12 protein-coding genes are annotated in these 14,560 nt (G+C 52.5%); 5 read left to right on the plus strand and 7 right to left on the minus strand.

The features are described 5' to 3' along the window. Positions 1 to 205: 205 nt before the first annotated feature. A complete protein-coding gene (locus SC206_RS11670; protein ID WP_332737384.1) occupies positions 206 to 436 on the minus strand; it encodes a DeoR family transcriptional regulator in 231 nt (76 codons plus the stop codon). Between the two features lie 304 nt (positions 437 to 740). Here SC206_RS11670 and moeA point away from each other — a divergent pair, with 304 nt between their 5' ends. Further along, the gene (gene moeA / locus SC206_RS11675) at positions 741 to 1,997 is read left to right on the plus strand and encodes a molybdopterin molybdotransferase MoeA (RefSeq protein ID WP_332737349.1); all 1,257 of its coding nucleotides are present in this window, start codon (positions 741 to 743) and stop codon (positions 1,995 to 1,997) included. Between the two features lie 4 nt (positions 1,998 to 2,001). Further along, positions 2,002 to 2,757, plus strand: a complete 756-nt coding sequence (moeB, locus tag SC206_RS11680) for a molybdopterin-synthase adenylyltransferase MoeB (protein WP_332737351.1) — start codon at positions 2,002 to 2,004, stop codon at positions 2,755 to 2,757. 93 nt (positions 2,758 to 2,850) lie between these two features. On the opposite strand, the gene SC206_RS11685 is transcribed toward moeB, so the two are convergent. Continuing rightward, positions 2,851 to 4,446: an ABC-F family ATPase gene (locus SC206_RS11685; RefSeq protein WP_332737353.1), complete on the minus strand. Its 1,596-nt coding sequence runs from the start codon at positions 4,444 to 4,446 to the stop codon at positions 2,851 to 2,853. Positions 4,447 to 4,741: 295 nt separating this feature from the next. Here SC206_RS11685 and SC206_RS11690 point away from each other — a divergent pair, with 295 nt between their 5' ends. Further along, complete coding sequence (locus SC206_RS11690) at positions 4,742 to 5,095, plus strand: type II toxin-antitoxin system PrlF family antitoxin (protein WP_332737355.1); 354 nt, start codon at positions 4,742 to 4,744, stop codon at positions 5,093 to 5,095. Between the two features lie 7 nt (positions 5,096 to 5,102). Further along, complete coding sequence (locus SC206_RS11695; RefSeq protein WP_332737357.1) at positions 5,103 to 5,618, plus strand: type II toxin-antitoxin system YhaV family toxin; 516 nt, start codon at positions 5,103 to 5,105, stop codon at positions 5,616 to 5,618. Here SC206_RS11695 and SC206_RS11700 read toward each other — a convergent pair. From SC206_RS11700 to betI, 5 genes are all read right to left on the minus strand, one after another. Next, the gene (locus SC206_RS11700) at positions 5,615 to 6,475 is read right to left on the minus strand and encodes a glycosyl transferase (RefSeq protein ID WP_332737359.1); all 861 of its coding nucleotides are present in this window, start codon (positions 6,473 to 6,475) and stop codon (positions 5,615 to 5,617) included. The genes SC206_RS11695 and SC206_RS11700 overlap by 4 nt on opposite strands. Positions 6,476 to 6,730: 255 nt before the next feature. After that, positions 6,731 to 7,603: a nucleoside-specific channel-forming protein Tsx gene (locus SC206_RS11705; protein ID WP_332737361.1), complete on the minus strand. Its 873-nt coding sequence runs from the start codon at positions 7,601 to 7,603 to the stop codon at positions 6,731 to 6,733. 408 nt (positions 7,604 to 8,011) lie between these two features. Further along, on the minus strand, positions 8,012 to 9,697 hold the full coding sequence (betA, locus tag SC206_RS11710) for a choline dehydrogenase (RefSeq protein WP_332737363.1): 1,686 nt from the start codon (positions 9,695 to 9,697) through the stop codon (positions 8,012 to 8,014). 25 nt (positions 9,698 to 9,722) lie between these two features. After that, positions 9,723 to 11,195 (minus strand): betaine-aldehyde dehydrogenase, encoded by a 1,473-nt coding sequence (gene betB, locus SC206_RS11715; protein WP_332737365.1) that lies wholly within the window; start codon positions 11,193 to 11,195, stop codon positions 9,723 to 9,725. A 46-nt stretch (positions 11,196 to 11,241) separates the two neighbouring features. Next, on the minus strand, positions 11,242 to 11,835 hold the full coding sequence (gene betI / locus SC206_RS11720) for a transcriptional regulator BetI (protein ID WP_332737367.1): 594 nt from the start codon (positions 11,833 to 11,835) through the stop codon (positions 11,242 to 11,244). Between the two features lie 441 nt (positions 11,836 to 12,276). On the opposite strand from betI, the gene SC206_RS11725 reads away from it, so the two are divergent. Further along, positions 12,277 to 14,313 carry a choline transporter gene (locus SC206_RS11725; protein ID WP_332737369.1) on the plus strand — a complete coding sequence of 679 codons (2,037 nt, stop codon included), beginning with the start codon at positions 12,277 to 12,279 and terminating at the stop codon, positions 14,311 to 14,313. Positions 14,314 to 14,560 lie beyond the last annotated feature (247 nt).

The raw sequence follows: 14,560 nt of genomic DNA on the forward strand, positions 1-14,560 counted from the left end.
AAGGCAGTCTAAAGAATAGTCGAAGATTTTGACTATATTTAGCCCGCCAGCGTATGTAAAGCTGAAAGTGAAGTCCACGGCAACAGAGGTAATTGCTTAGAATATTTAGAGAAAATTGCGGATAAAATCGAATAACGTCGGGACGTAAGGCATAAAAAAAGGAAAACCAGCGGGACTGATTTTCCTTTTTTCTATTGCGGGGTGCTCAACTTGGCGAGACGCGCTGCAAGCTGTTGATCCAGCCGTAAGACGGCAGTGGATCTACGCGCCGGGCCCGACCATGGCGGCGCTGAATCAATCCTTTGTCTTGCATTTCATTGAGGTCACGGCGAATTGTTTCCAAACTCACCGCCAACCACTGCGCTAACTCGTTTACCTGAACTACCTCATGCTGATCCACCAATTTCAATATTGCCTGGTGGCGGTTTTTTTTCATCACGATGCAACTCCAAACGCAGAAGACAATTTTATGTGACACAGGTCACAAAATCGAGGCTTATGATACGCGTTTGCAGCGGTAAATTTTGCGATCGATCTCATTGTTTTAAGATTTTTATCAGCGGAAATTTAGCTTTTCTGGCTTTTTTAGCGTTAAAGGATCGTTTTGAAGCGGGGTTAAGCCGAGACGTTCGAGAGAGGTGTATTAATGAAGGGCGCGTTTTCTGGCATACTGACAGAATCGTTTTCAACACCTATTTCATCCTTATTTTCTCAGCACCGGTCATAAAAAAGGTTTACTCATGGAAAACACGTTCACTTCCGGCCTGATTTCTCTTCAGGAAGCGCTGGATAAAATGCTGACGCAAACCGCGCCGCTGACCTCCACGCAAACCGAATGGCTGCCGCTGACCGAATCCGCCGGACGCATTACGGCAACGCCCGTCAGTTCGCCGGTATTTGTGCCGCCTTTCGATAACTCCGCGATGGACGGTTATGCCATTCGCAGCGCCGATTTCCATCCCGAAGCCATTTTCCCCGTGGCGGGTAAAGCCTTTGCCGGCGCGCCTTTTACGGGTGAATGGCCCGCGGGAAGCGCTATTCGCATCATGACGGGCGCGCCTGTGCCAGCCGGTGCCGACGTGGTTATCATGCAGGAAGAGGCCGAAACGCGTGACGCGGGCGTGCGTTTTACCGCCGAGATTCAGCCGGGACAAAATATTCGCCTAATCGGTGACGACATTCGTGAAGGTCAGGAAGTATTGGCCGCTGGCGTACGTTTGGGCGCGTCTCAGCTGCCGTTGCTGGCGTCACTGGGCGTTGAAAAGATTGAAGTTAATCGTCGGCTGAAAGTGGCGGTGTTCTCAACTGGCGACGAGCTGCAACCGGTCGGCACGCCGCTAAAAGAAGGGCAAATTTACGATACCAACCGTTTTGCCGTGCATTTGATGCTCGACAAGCTCGGCTGCGAGGTGCTGGATCTCGGCATTATTCGCGATGACCCCGAGGCGCTGCGTCAGGCGTTTAAACAGGCCGATGAGTTTGCCGATTTGGTGATAAGCAGCGGCGGCGTGTCAGTGGGCGAGGCGGATTACACCAAAACTATGCTCGAAGAGATCGGCACCATCGGTTTCTGGAAGCTGGCAATCAAGCCGGGCAAGCCATTTGCCTTTGGCAAGCTGAATAATGCGTGGTTCTGCGGCCTGCCGGGCAATCCGGTTTCTGCCGCGCTGACCTTTTACCAGCTGGTGCAGCCGCTGATTGCCAAACTGTCGGCGCAAAGCGACTGGAGCCTGCCCCCTCGCCTGCGCGCCAAAGCGGCGACGCCGTTTAAAAAGACGCCGGGACGTTTGGATTTCCAGCGCGCGGTGTTCAGCTATCAACAAGATGATAATGGGCTGGGTGAACTTGAAGCTCGCACCACCGGCGCTCAGGGTTCCCACGTTTTCAGCTCTTACAGTCTGGCGAACTGCTTCGTAGTGCTCGAGCGCGAGCGCGGCGACGTGGCGGTGGGCGAATGGGTTGAGGTCGAGCCGTTCAACGCGCTGTTACAAGGATAAACCGATGACGCTGCCAGAGCTGAGCGACGCAGAAATGCTGCGTTATAATCGCCAAATTGTGCTGCGAGGTTTCGATTTCGACGGACAGGAAAAGCTCAAAGCCAGCCATGCGCTGGTGGTGGGTTTGGGCGGATTAGGCTGTGCTGCCGCGCAGTATCTGGCCGCGGCGGGCGTTGGCACGCTGACCCTACTGGATTTTGACACCGTCTCGCTGTCGAATCTGCAACGTCAAACGCTGCATACCGACGCGCGAATTGGCATGAAAAAGGTGGCCTCGGCGGCTATCGCGCTGGCGGCGATTAATCCGCACGTCGTGCTGGAACAAATTGACCACCAGCTCGACGCAGAAGCGTTGGCGGCGCTGATTGCCCGCTGTGACGTGGTGCTCGACTGCACCGATAACGTTGAAATCCGCAATCAGCTGAATCAGGCCTGCTTTAGCCACAAAATTCCGCTGGTTTCCGGCGCGGCCATTCGCATGGAAGGTCAGATAAGCGTTTTCACTTATCATCAAAACGAACCTTGCTATCGCTGCCTGAGTCGGCTGTTTGGTGAGCAGGCGCTAACCTGCGTCGAGGCGGGCGTGATGGCGCCGCTGGTTGGCACTATCGGCAGCTTGCAGGCGTTGGAAGCCATCAAACTGCTGGCGAATTATGGCGAAACCAAGCCGGGCCGTCTGTTAATGTTCGACGCCATGACTCTGCAATTCACCGAGATGAAACTGCCAAAAAATCCGCATTGTGAAGTCTGCGGCAGCTAATTGCCGTTTTGCGGGCATTAAAAAGGCCGATCTTTGCGATCGGCCTTTTGTTTTCTTTTCACCAACAAATCAAAAACGATTCAGACGGGCTGATTAGCTGTTGATACCCTGGCTGCGCAGGTAATCTTCGTAATTACCGGTGAAGTCAGTGATTTTGTTTGGCGTGATTTCGATGACACGGCTCGCCAGTGAACTCACGAACTCGCGGTCATGGGAAACGAAGATCAGCGTGCCTTCGTACATTTCCAGCGCCATGTTCAGTGATTCGATGGATTCCATATCCAAGTGGTTGGTGGGTTCGTCCATGATCAGAATATTTGGCTTCTGCATCATCAATTTACCAAAGAGCATACGGCCCTTTTCACCACCGGAAAGCACTTTGACTTTCTTCTTGATGTCATCCTGACCGAACAGCAAACGACCCAGAATGCCGCGCACGGCCTGCTCGTCGTCAGATTCGGCTTTCCACTGGCTCATCCAGTCAAACACGTTCAGGGTTTCGTCGAATTCGTATTCGTGATCCTGCGCGTAGTAACCGATTTTGCTGTTTTCAGACCATTTGACCGTACCCGCGTCTGGCAGAGTGTCGCCGACCAGCGTTTTCAGCATGGTGGTTTTACCCACGCCGTTAGCGCCCAGAATCGCGACTTTCTCGCCGACTTCCAGCATCAGGCTGAAACCTTTGAACAGCGGACCGTTGTCGAAACCTTTAGTGATGCCTTCCACTTCCAGCGCGTTACGGAACAGTTTTTTGTCCTGCTCGAAGCGCATGTAAGGGTTCTGACGGCTAGAAGCTTTGACTTCATCCAACTGAATTTTATCGATTTTCTTCGCACGCGAGGTCGCCTGCTTGGATTTCGAGGCGTTGGCGCTAAAACGGCTAACGAAAGATTGCAGCTCGGCAATCTGCGCCTTTTTCTTGGCGTTGTTGGCGTTCAGAAGCTCGCGCGCCTGGGTTGCCGCCGTCATGTATTCGTCATAGTTGCCCGGATAAACGCGCAGCTCGCCGTAGTCCAGATCAGCCATGTGGGTGCAGACCATGTTCAGGAAGTGACGGTCGTGCGAAATAATAATCATGGTGCTGTTACGTTCGTTCAGCACCTGCTCGAGCCAGCGAATGGTGTCGATGTCGAGGTTGTTCGTTGGTTCGTCGAGCAGCAGAATTTCAGGATCCGAGAACAGCGCCTGCGCCAACAGGACACGCAGCTTGAAGCCCGGCGCGATTTCGCTCATCGGGCCATAATGCTGTTCAACCGGAATACCTACGCCCAGCAGCAGTTCGCCGGCACGAGATTCGGCGCTGTAGCCGTCCATTTCGCCGTAAGCCACTTCGAGGTCAGCGACTTTATAGCCGTCTTCTTCGCTCATTTCTGGCATGGCATAAATTTTATCGCGCTCTTCTTTTACGGCCCACAGCTCGTTGTGACCCATGATAACGGTGTCGAGCACGCTGTATTGTTCGAAGGCGAATTGGTCCTGACGCAGCTTACCCAGACGTTCGTTCGGGTCGAGCACGACGTTACCGCCCGATGGCACTAAATCGCCACCGAGGATTTTCATAAAGGTCGATTTACCGCAGCCGTTCGCGCCGATCAAACCATAACGGTTACCGCCGCCAAACTTGACGTTAATGTTTTCAAATAGCGGCTTGCTGCCGAATTGCATGGTGATGTTGTAAGTACTTAGCACAGAGCTCGCTCTTAAGTTTAATAGGGTTAAACATACTCAATCGATTTCAAGGGCAATCAACTGTCTGAAACCTGACAGATGCAATTTGAAAGATAAAGAGTATCAAGTGTGATTTGGCGCGCATTATGCCACAAATGAGGCGAGAGATCGTGCGAAGTTTTGGTGAATTATTGCGCTAATGGCCTGCTGACAGGCTTGACCTGCTTCATACGTGGCTGATAATGCAAATGCATTGCCAAAATAATGCAACTGCATTATGCTGAAAATATCACCCCTTCCTTTATAGGCCTCTATTATGCCCATCACTCCTCATGCAGAAATGGCGTTACGCGTTGAATCAAAAGTCACGCAGCGAGGCCAAACGACTATTCCCACGCCGGTTCGTGAAGCGTTGAAACTCAAGCCCGGCGAAGATCGTATCGCTTACGAGATTTTACCCGGCGGTAAAGTGCTGATTTCACGTCAGGAAGAGGAGAATGAGCAAGATCCTGTGGTTAGCGCGTTTTTAGTGTTTTTATCGCACGACATGCAGCAAAATCCGCAGCACATTTTACCGCTTTCGAAGGCCTTAATGGACAACGTGGCAGAACTTACCGCCGGTATGGAGGTCTCTCTTGATGACCCTCTCACGGAAGATGATGATGAGTAACTAATTTATGTCCAGCAACACGTTTATGACCAGCAACGCGGACGCTCAACAGACTCATTCTAATCACGCTATTCTGCAAAACGCCATGACGATCAATAGCTGGACTTTCTTTCATCATCCCTGCTTCGACGCGCAGTTCACGGCGTTAATCGATAAGGTCGAGGCGCTGCGTCTAAAGCATCCAGAGAGTTTTCAGAATAAACGTGCCAGCAAAGTGCTCTACGCTATCCATAAAGTGATTACGGAAAGAATTGCCGTTAATCCGGCCGCAGCGGATTTTATGCAGGGGAAAACGCTGGGCAAGGGGCATCAACACGGGTGCAGAGCCAAATTCCTGCAACAGTATCGGCTGTTTTTTCGTTTCGACCGGCAGGCGAAAATTGTGATTCTGGCTTGGGTCAATGACGACAAAACGCTACGCGCCTACGACCAAAAATCTGATGCCTACGCCGATTTTGGCAGCATGCTGAAAAATGGCAACCCGCCCGATGACTGGCGCGAGCTGCTTCAACAAGCTACTTAGCCAACCAGACTGCCGAACAGGCGCTTGAGGAAAGGTTTGCGCTTTTTGCCGTGACCGACATTTTGCGACTGTTTGTTGAATGCGCCGAAAGGTTCGGGATTGCGATAGTTATCAAGGGAATAACCGGCGGCAAGCGCGTCGTGATAATACTGCTCAAACAGCTGGCGCAGTTCGTCGCGCGGATGCGGCTCGATTTTGCCGTCGAACCAGTGCCCTTTCTGCTCGGCCTGTAGGCGCGGCAAGGCAAATTGATGGGAAAACTGGGTGCCCATTTTCGAATAATGCACCGCTTTCAGCTGCTCGAGTGGAATGTCATCGCCGTCGATATTGCTGTATTCCGCGCCCAGGGGCTGCACTTGCTGTGGATGCTCTTCGAAATAGTGTTGCAGCTTTTTATGGCCTTCCGGCTCGCGATGCAGTTGGCGAATCTCGGGCAATACGGCCTTGGCGGCGGCGCAATCCCACAGTATTTCCCCTAATCGCAGCGCCTTTCCTGCACCGGAAGCCAGCATAATGCGCCCCGCTTCAATCGGATGCTGCCACATTTCGGCCACGTCGCTCATAAACATAATGTCGGCATCGAGATACAGCGCCCTGCCCTCGAAATTACAGTAGGCCGGAATTCCCCAACGAAACGCAGAGAAAGGCGTGGCCCAGCGATCGGTGGTCCAGCCAGCCCCTTTGCCGTCTGAGAACCAGAAACTTTTCTCGTCGCGTGACAGTCGCATCCAGATTATTTCAACGGGAATGGAGGCGTGTTTGCGCAGGCTGTATTCCAGCACCATCATTTGCTCAAGGTCACAATCGTTGGGATCACAACCCACAAAAACGCGCGCCGTTTCAGCGGGGAAAGACATAAATCATCCTTTTAGTCGTCGGCAGAATTTCTTTCGTCATTAATAAAGTCATTAACAATGTTATTAGCAACAAAGAGAGCTACTGCTAAGAATTTAGCGCATAGAACAGAAATTCGCCGATCGGTTATTATCGATAAAGATTTCTAAATATTTCTCCAAACTAAAGCAAGGTGTCTAAACGTAACTTAAACAAATAAAAAAACCGCCGCTGAAATCAATCAGCAGGCGGTTTAAAAGACCTTATCTAACAGGCTATTAGAAGCTGTAACCGATCACCGCGTAGTAACCCCAGCCGGTGGATTTCACGGTGAAATCGCCCTTGCCGAAGTTCAGGCCGGTGCCGTCTTCCCACTGGCCGCCGTTGTGGAAGTAACGCGCCACCAGCGAGTAATGCCAGTGCGCATAGTTCAACGCCAGAATGTGGCTGGAGGCGATGGAATTATTGCTGCGCGAGGTGTTGCCGTTATCGGCCAGATCTGAACCCCAGTCAAAGTTGGTGAAGCCAATGTAGCTCACCTTTCCGCCCCACATGTCGCCCAATGGCAGGAAGTACTTCACTTTGAAACGGTAGCCGTCCCACTGATTTTCGTTAGCTGCGCCGTAGTTCTGCCATTGATATTTGGCATAGACGTTCAGGGAAAGATTCAACGGAGTGTAGGTGTTTACGTCAGTGCCGAGGCCCATGTACCAGGTGTTCTGGCGATTGGCGTTGTTCGGGCCCATATCGTAGATATAGTTGTTGGCGAAATACCACTCTTTGATTGGACCAATGCTCAGGTCAGTGCCGGTCAGCTTATCGATGGAGAAACGCGGTTCGATTTCCATAAACAGCGGAGAACCGACTTTTTTGTCCCAGATACCGTTGTCGTTGCCGTTACCCACGCCGAAGAATTTTGGCACATCGACATAACCGTAGAAATCGAACCAGTCTTTACGGGCAAAGGCTTCATATTCGAGATAAACGTCGTTGTTCAGCTGAGGTCCGAAGCGGGTGTGATAGCTGCCCACTACGTTGATGCTCTGATGCCACCAGTCGGAAACGTATTGATCTTTAAGGTCTTCCGCAAGCGATTGCGCGCTGTAGGAAGAAATCAGGAGTGCACTTGCCAGCAAGATTTTATTTTTCATGGATTACCAGAAGCAAAAGGTAAAGCCTCTCCCCTGCAGGAGTCGACTAGAAGGGTTAACGACATGCCAAAAAGGCTGAACCATTCCGGTAAACGACGCGTTCAAAAAAACGGCACATCGGAAAATTCTGTATTCAGCGCGCTAGACGTCCCCTTAATTATCGATTCCGTCAACATTTGTCAATTTCAGTTTCATTCGGATACATGCTTTATGTGATTTCGATCACATTTTAAAGCCATTTCAGCCTTATCCTTCTGTGCTTTTTTCGTGCAAATTTTCAGCGCGACTTTCATTAAATAAAAAATTATTCAATAAAAAACGAACAAATAAAAACAAAAAAAGACGACCCGAAGGTCGCCTTTTGCTATTAATAATCTCTTTACTGAATTGGCTAAATATCCAGCAAAATCAGGCGATTTTCTTGGCAGGTTCAGTTCGAACCACCGCACCATTGGCCTGATAGTATTCTGCCGTGCTTTTCGGCAAGGCCTGACGACCGCGAATCGCATCGGCAATTTTCTCGCCGATCATGATGGTGGTCGCGTTCAGGTTGCCGGTAATAATCTGCGGCATGATAGAAGCATCGACGACACGCAGGTTCTGCATGCCGTGAACGCGGCCCTGTCCATCAACCACCGACATTGCGTCGCCACCCATTTTACAGGTGCCGCACGGGTGGAAAGCCGTTTCGGCGTGTTCGCGCACAAACTTGTCGAGCTGCTCGTCGGTTTGCACCTCGATACCCGGGCTGATTTCGCGGCCACGATACGGGTCCAGCGCGGGCTGGGCCATGATTTCGCGGGTAATACGAATCGCGTCGCGGAACTCCTGCCAATCCTGCTCGCTCGACATATAGTTGAACAGAATGCTCGGATGCTGGCGCGGATCTTTCGATTTCACCTGCACGCGGCCACGACTTGGCGAACGCATCGACCCAACGTGCGCCTGAAAACCGTGCTCTTTTACCGCGTTGCTGCCGTTGTAGTTAATTGCTACCGGCAGGAAGTGGTACTGAATGTTCGGCCAGGTAAACTCTTCGCGGCTACGAATAAAACCGCCGGCTTCAAACTGGTTGCTGGCACCTACGCCCGTGCCGTTGAACAGCCATTCGGCACCGATTTTCGGCTGGTTGTGCCATTGCAGCGCGGGATAAAGCGACACCGGCTCTTTACAGCTGTACTGCAAATACATTTCCAGGTGATCTTGAAGATTCTCGCCCACGCCCGGTAAATCATGCACTACGGGAATGTTCAACGATTTCAACAGATCGGCAGGACCTACGCCGGAACGTTGCAGAATTTGCGGCGAAGCAATCGCGCCGCTGCACAGCAACACTTCACGACGGGCGCGCGCTTCAACGTGCTCGACGCTGTCACCTTTCAGATAGTTGACGCCTACCGCCGTTTTGCCTTCAAACAGGATGCGATCGGTAGTGGCGTGGGTCACGATAGTCAGGTTGGCGCGCGGCTTGGCCTGATCCAGATAACCTCGCGCGGTGCTGGCGCGGCGACCTTTCGGCGTGACGGTGCGATCCATCGGACCAAAACCTTCCTGCTGATAACCGTTCAGGTCATCGGTGCGCGGATAACCGGCCTGCACGCCCGCCTCTACCATCGCGTGGAACAGCGGATTATTGCCCGCTTTTGGCGTCGCAACGCTCACCGGACCGTCACCGCCGTGGAAATCGTTCGGGCCGATGTCACGGGTTTCCGCTTTACGGAAATAGGGCAGACAGTCGAGGTAGCTCCAGTTTTCGAGCGTCGGGTCAGTCGCCCAGTTGTCGAAATCCATCGCGTTGCCACGGATGTAACACATGCCGTTAATAAGCGACGAGCCGCCGAGGCCCTTGCCGCGTCCACATTCCATGCGACGGTTGTCCATGTGTGGCTCAGGATCGGTTTCATACGCCCAGTTGTAGCGACGGCCCTGTAACGGAAACGCCAGCGCGGCGGGCATTTGGGTACGGAAATCGGCGCGATAGTCAGGACCGCCCGCTTCCAGCAGCAGCACGCTGACACTGCTGTCTTCGGTTAAACGGGTCGCTAACACGTTGCCGGCAGAACCGGCACCAATAATGATGTAATCGTATTCCATAAAAATCTCCTCTTGCGGTCGGCGGTTAAAACACCGAACTAAATTCGCCCAGCTCAACCTGCACGGATTTGATTTGTGTGTAATGTTCGAGGGTGCTGACGCCGTTTTCACGACCGACACCTGAATGCTTGTAGCCACCTACCGGCATCTCTGCGGCGGATTCGCCCCAGGTATTGATCCAGCAAATACCGGCTTCCAGCTGGTGAATCACGCGGTGCGCGGTATTGAGATCACGAGTGACCAAGCCAGCTGCCAGACCGAAATCGGTGTCGTTGGCGCGGCGCACCACTTCTTCTTCGCTTTCGTACGTCAGGATGCTCATTACCGGTCCGAAAATCTCTTCACGGACGATTTCCATCTGGTCGTGACAATCGGTAAAGACGGTTGGCGCGACAAATGCGCCTTTGGCATAGTCGCCGTCGGTCACGCGATGGCCGCCAATCAGCAGGCGCGCGCCTTCACGCTTGCCACTTTCGATGAAGCGCAGCACGTTTTCCATGTGCGGGAAGGAGACCAGCGGGCCAAAGTTAACCGCTTCGTCAGTTGGCTGACCCAGCTTGATGCGCTGAACGCGTTCAACAATTTTGCTTTCGAATGCGGCCTGCAACGCTTTCGGTACGAAAACGCGGGTGCCGTTGGTGCAGACCTGACCCGAGCTGTAGAAGTTCGCCATCATGGCGATATCGGCAGCTTTATCCAGATCGGCATCCGGGAAGATAATCAGCGGCGATTTACCGCCCAGCTCCATCGTCACTTCTTTCAGCGTCGAGGCTGAGGCGCTGGCCATCACTTTCTTGCCGGTCACTACGCCGCCGGTGAAGGAGATTTTGGCGATGCCCGGATGCTCGGTCAGGTATTGGCCGATTTCAGCGCCCTTTCCTGTCAGCACGCTGAACACGCCGTCGGGCACGCCCGCTTCGGTATAGATTTCGGCCAGTTTCAGCGCGGTTAAAGAGGTCACTTCGCTCGGCTTGAAGATCATCGCGTTGCCCGCGGCCAGCGCAGGCGCAGACTTCCACAGGGCAATCTGAATCGGGTAGTTCCACGCGCCAATACCGGCCACCACGCCCAGCGGCTCGCGACGGGTATAGACAAACGCGCTGTCACGCAGCGGAATTTGCTGACCTTCAATGGAAGGGATTAGACCGGCGTAGTATTCCAGCACGTCAGCGCCGGTAACAATATCCACGGCGGTGGTTTCGGACAGCGGTTTACCCGTGTCCAGCGTCTCGATTTGCGCCAGCTCGTCGTTGCGATCGCGCAGGATATCCACCGCTTTACGCAGGATGCGCGAACGCTGCATGGCGGTCATCGCGGCCCAGACTTTCTGTCCTTTTTGCGCTGCTTCGACGGCGCGATCGAGATCTTCGCGAGTCGCAGACGCAACCTCTGCCAGCGTTTCGCCGTTGGCTGGATTAATCGCCGGGAAGGTTTCAGCGCCGGTGCTCTCTTGGTAGTGACCGTCGATATAAAGTTTTTGCATGCCAAAGCGCGACATAAATTCTCCTGTTTCAAAGCGGGCAACGAATAAGGTGGAACGCCCCTTAGCGGGGTGCGGACTGCGCCAGTGATTCGATATAACGATGCGTAATCAACAACGCTTCCTGACGGTCAAACGCTTCGTGACTTAATGCACTGCGTAACCACAAACCGTCAATCAGTCCGGCCAGACCTTTCGCCGCCAAACGTGCCTCGTGATGAGGTAAAAATCGTCGAAATTCGACGCATAGATTTGAGTAGAGCCTTCTGCTGTTCACCTGCTGCAGGCGATAAAGCCCCGGGTGATGCATGCTGCTGGCCCAAAACGCCAGCCAGGTTTTCATCGCCGGATCGTTGGTTTGCCCTTCATCAAAGTTGGCCTGCGCAATCGCACGCAGTCGCGCCGTCGGGGCATCATCGTTGAGCGTAAGAAGCCGTTTCTTGACGCTTTCGCCCAAATGACTCAGCAAATAGCGCATCGTCGCTTCGAGCAGGCCGTTTTTGTCACGAAAATAGTGACTGATGATGCCGTTAGAGACACCCGCTCGGCGGGCAATCTGGGCAATAGAGGCGTCATGCATGCCGACCTCGTTTACGGCGGCCAGCGTCGCGTCTATTAATTGCTGCCGACGGATCGGCTGCATTCCAACTTTGGGCATGAACTCCACTCCTGAAAAAGGCGCTATGAAACGGCCGTTTTGATGCCTGTTTCGTTGTTAGCTAACGCCGGAACTGACCCTATTAAACTTTTTTTTGATTGAACGTTCAATAAAAAATGAATATATTTTATGACCAGCTGGCAACAATTTTGTGATCTAAACAGAGCACATTAATTGCCAAATGGTTGATAAAAGGTGAATAAACGGCGTAATTGCCACGAATTTACCGCTTGGTCAAAAAATGGGATTTACAGCCAGTGCACTCAGCGGATCTCCTGTCAGGACACTTTTTTTATAAAAAATTTATAGAGAGTTTTATAAAGATTTTTGTAAAGAATCGATGTCCCCGGTGTTCTTGATATGCGCTAAGGCGCGCTGCTTTTAGCTTCTTTTTTGGCCTCTACTTTTTGATGTTTTTTTCTTTTTAAGAATGGGAAAACGATGGCTTCTATCGAACTTTCGGATAAACCAAAAGACTCGTTGAACAAGGTGGTGTTTTTTACCTCGGCGGGGCTGATTCTGGCCTTTACGCTGATGACCATTTTCTTTACCGATATGTCTGGGAAAGCAATTAGCGCGGCGCTGGAATGGGTGTCTGCAACGTTTGGCTGGTATTACATGCTGGCCGCCACGCTTTATATCGTCTTCGTGGTGTTTATCGCCGCCTCGCGTTTCGGCTCCATCAAGCTTGGGCCGGAGCAGTCAAAACCTGAATTCAGCATGATGAGCTGGGCCGCGATGCTGTTTGCCGCCGGTATCGGCATCGACCTGATGTTCTTCTCGGTGGCCGAACCGGTTACGCAATATATGATGCCGCCCGAAGGACACGGTCAAACTATGGAAGCCGCGCGGCAGGCAATGGTCTGGACGCTGTTCCACTACGGGCTGACCGGCTGGTCGATGTACGCGCTGATGGGCATCGCGCTGGGTTATTTCAGCTATCGCTATAACCTGCCGCTCACGATTCGCTCGGCGCTGTATCCGATTTTCGGCAAGCGAATCAACGGTCCAATTGGTCATACGGTTGATATCGCGGCGGTGGTCGGCACTATCTTTGGTATCGCGACTACGTTAGGTATCGGCGTGGTGCAGCTGAATTACGGGCTGAAAGTACTGTTCCACATCCCGGAAAATCTGGGTGTGCAGGCGGCGTTGATTTTGCTGTCGGTGATTATGGCGACGGTTTCCGTGACGTCCGGCGTGAATAAAGGTATCCGAATTCTTTCGGAGCTGAACGTGCTGCTGGCGCTCGGGATGATTCTGTTCCTGCTGTTCTTCGGCAACACGGAATTCCTGCTGAACGCGCTGGTGCTGAACATCGGTGATTACATCAATCGCTTTATGGGCATGACGCTGAACACCTTTGCGTTTGACAGGCCGACCCAATGGATGAACAGCTGGACGCTATTCTTCTGGGCATGGTGGGTTGCCTGGTCGCCGTTTGTCGGCCTGTTCCTGGCGCGTATTTCGCGTGGCCGTACTATCCGTCAGTTCGTGCTCGGTACGCTGATCATTCCGTTCGTCTTTACGCTGTTCTGGCTGTCGATTTTCGGCAACAGCGCGCTGTATCAGATTCTGCATGGCAATCTGGCCTTCGCCAACGAGGTGATTGCGCACCCTGAACGCGGCGTTTACAGCCTGCTGGCGCAGTATCCGGGCTTTACACTGAGCGCCTCGGTGGCGACGATTACCGGCCTGCTGTTCTATGTCACCTCAGCTGACTCGGGTTCGCTGGTGCTGGGTAATTTCACCTCGAAGCTGGCCGACATTAATAACGATGCTCCTAACTGGCTGCGTATTTTCTGGTCGGTGACCATTGGCGTGCTGACGCTGGGCATGTTGATGACGGACGGGGTTTCTGCGCTGCAAAATACCACGGTTATCATGGGGCTACCGTTTAGTTTCGTGATTTTCTTCGTGATGGCCGGCTTGTATAAATCGCTGCGTCTTGAAGATTATCGCCGCGCCAGTACGTTGCAAAACTTCGCGCCTGCGACCCCTTCAACCGGTGATGCCGCGCTGAACTGGAAGCAGCGTCTTTCCCGCGTGATGAACTTCCCGGGCACGACGCACACGCAGAAGATGTTGGATACGGTGTGTCGTCCGGCGATGCAGGACGTGGCGAACGAGTTGAAGCTGCGTGGCGCCAAGGTAGAGTTTAGCGAAGGCGAACCGTTGGAAGACGAGAAGATCAATCATCTGGAGTTGTTGGTCAAGCTGGGTGAAGAGCAGAACTTTATCTATCAAATCTGGCCGCAGCGCTACGCGGTTCCGGCGTTTACCTATCGCGCCCGCACCGGGAAATCGCACTATTACCGTCTGGAGACTTTCCTGCTGGAAGGCACGCAGGGTAATGATTTGATGGACTTTACCAAGCATCAGGTCATCAACGACATTCTGGATCAGTACGAGCGTCACTTGAACTTCTTGCACATTAATCGAGAAGCGCCGGGGAATACGCTCACCTTTCCCGAGTAGCGACTCGGTGGCGCTTAAAAATGGTTTTTAAGTAGATTTGGAATCTAATGGCAATTTTTTTAGGTTCCTAATCTTTTAAATTCAAAAGTTATGGGTCAACGGATTTTGACCTTTAATCTTTTAAATTCAAAATCTTTTAGGTCAACTTCATGCGCTTCGCTTACTGGGCAGCGGCGCAGACCGCCCAAAGAGGCGCAGTCGGGTTTAGATTTGAAAATCTAACAGCAAACTTTTAAATTCAAATTCA

The sequence above is a fragment of the Rouxiella sp. T17 genome (assembly GCF_036663475.1).
Lineage (GTDB): Bacteria > Pseudomonadota > Gammaproteobacteria > Enterobacterales > Enterobacteriaceae > Rouxiella.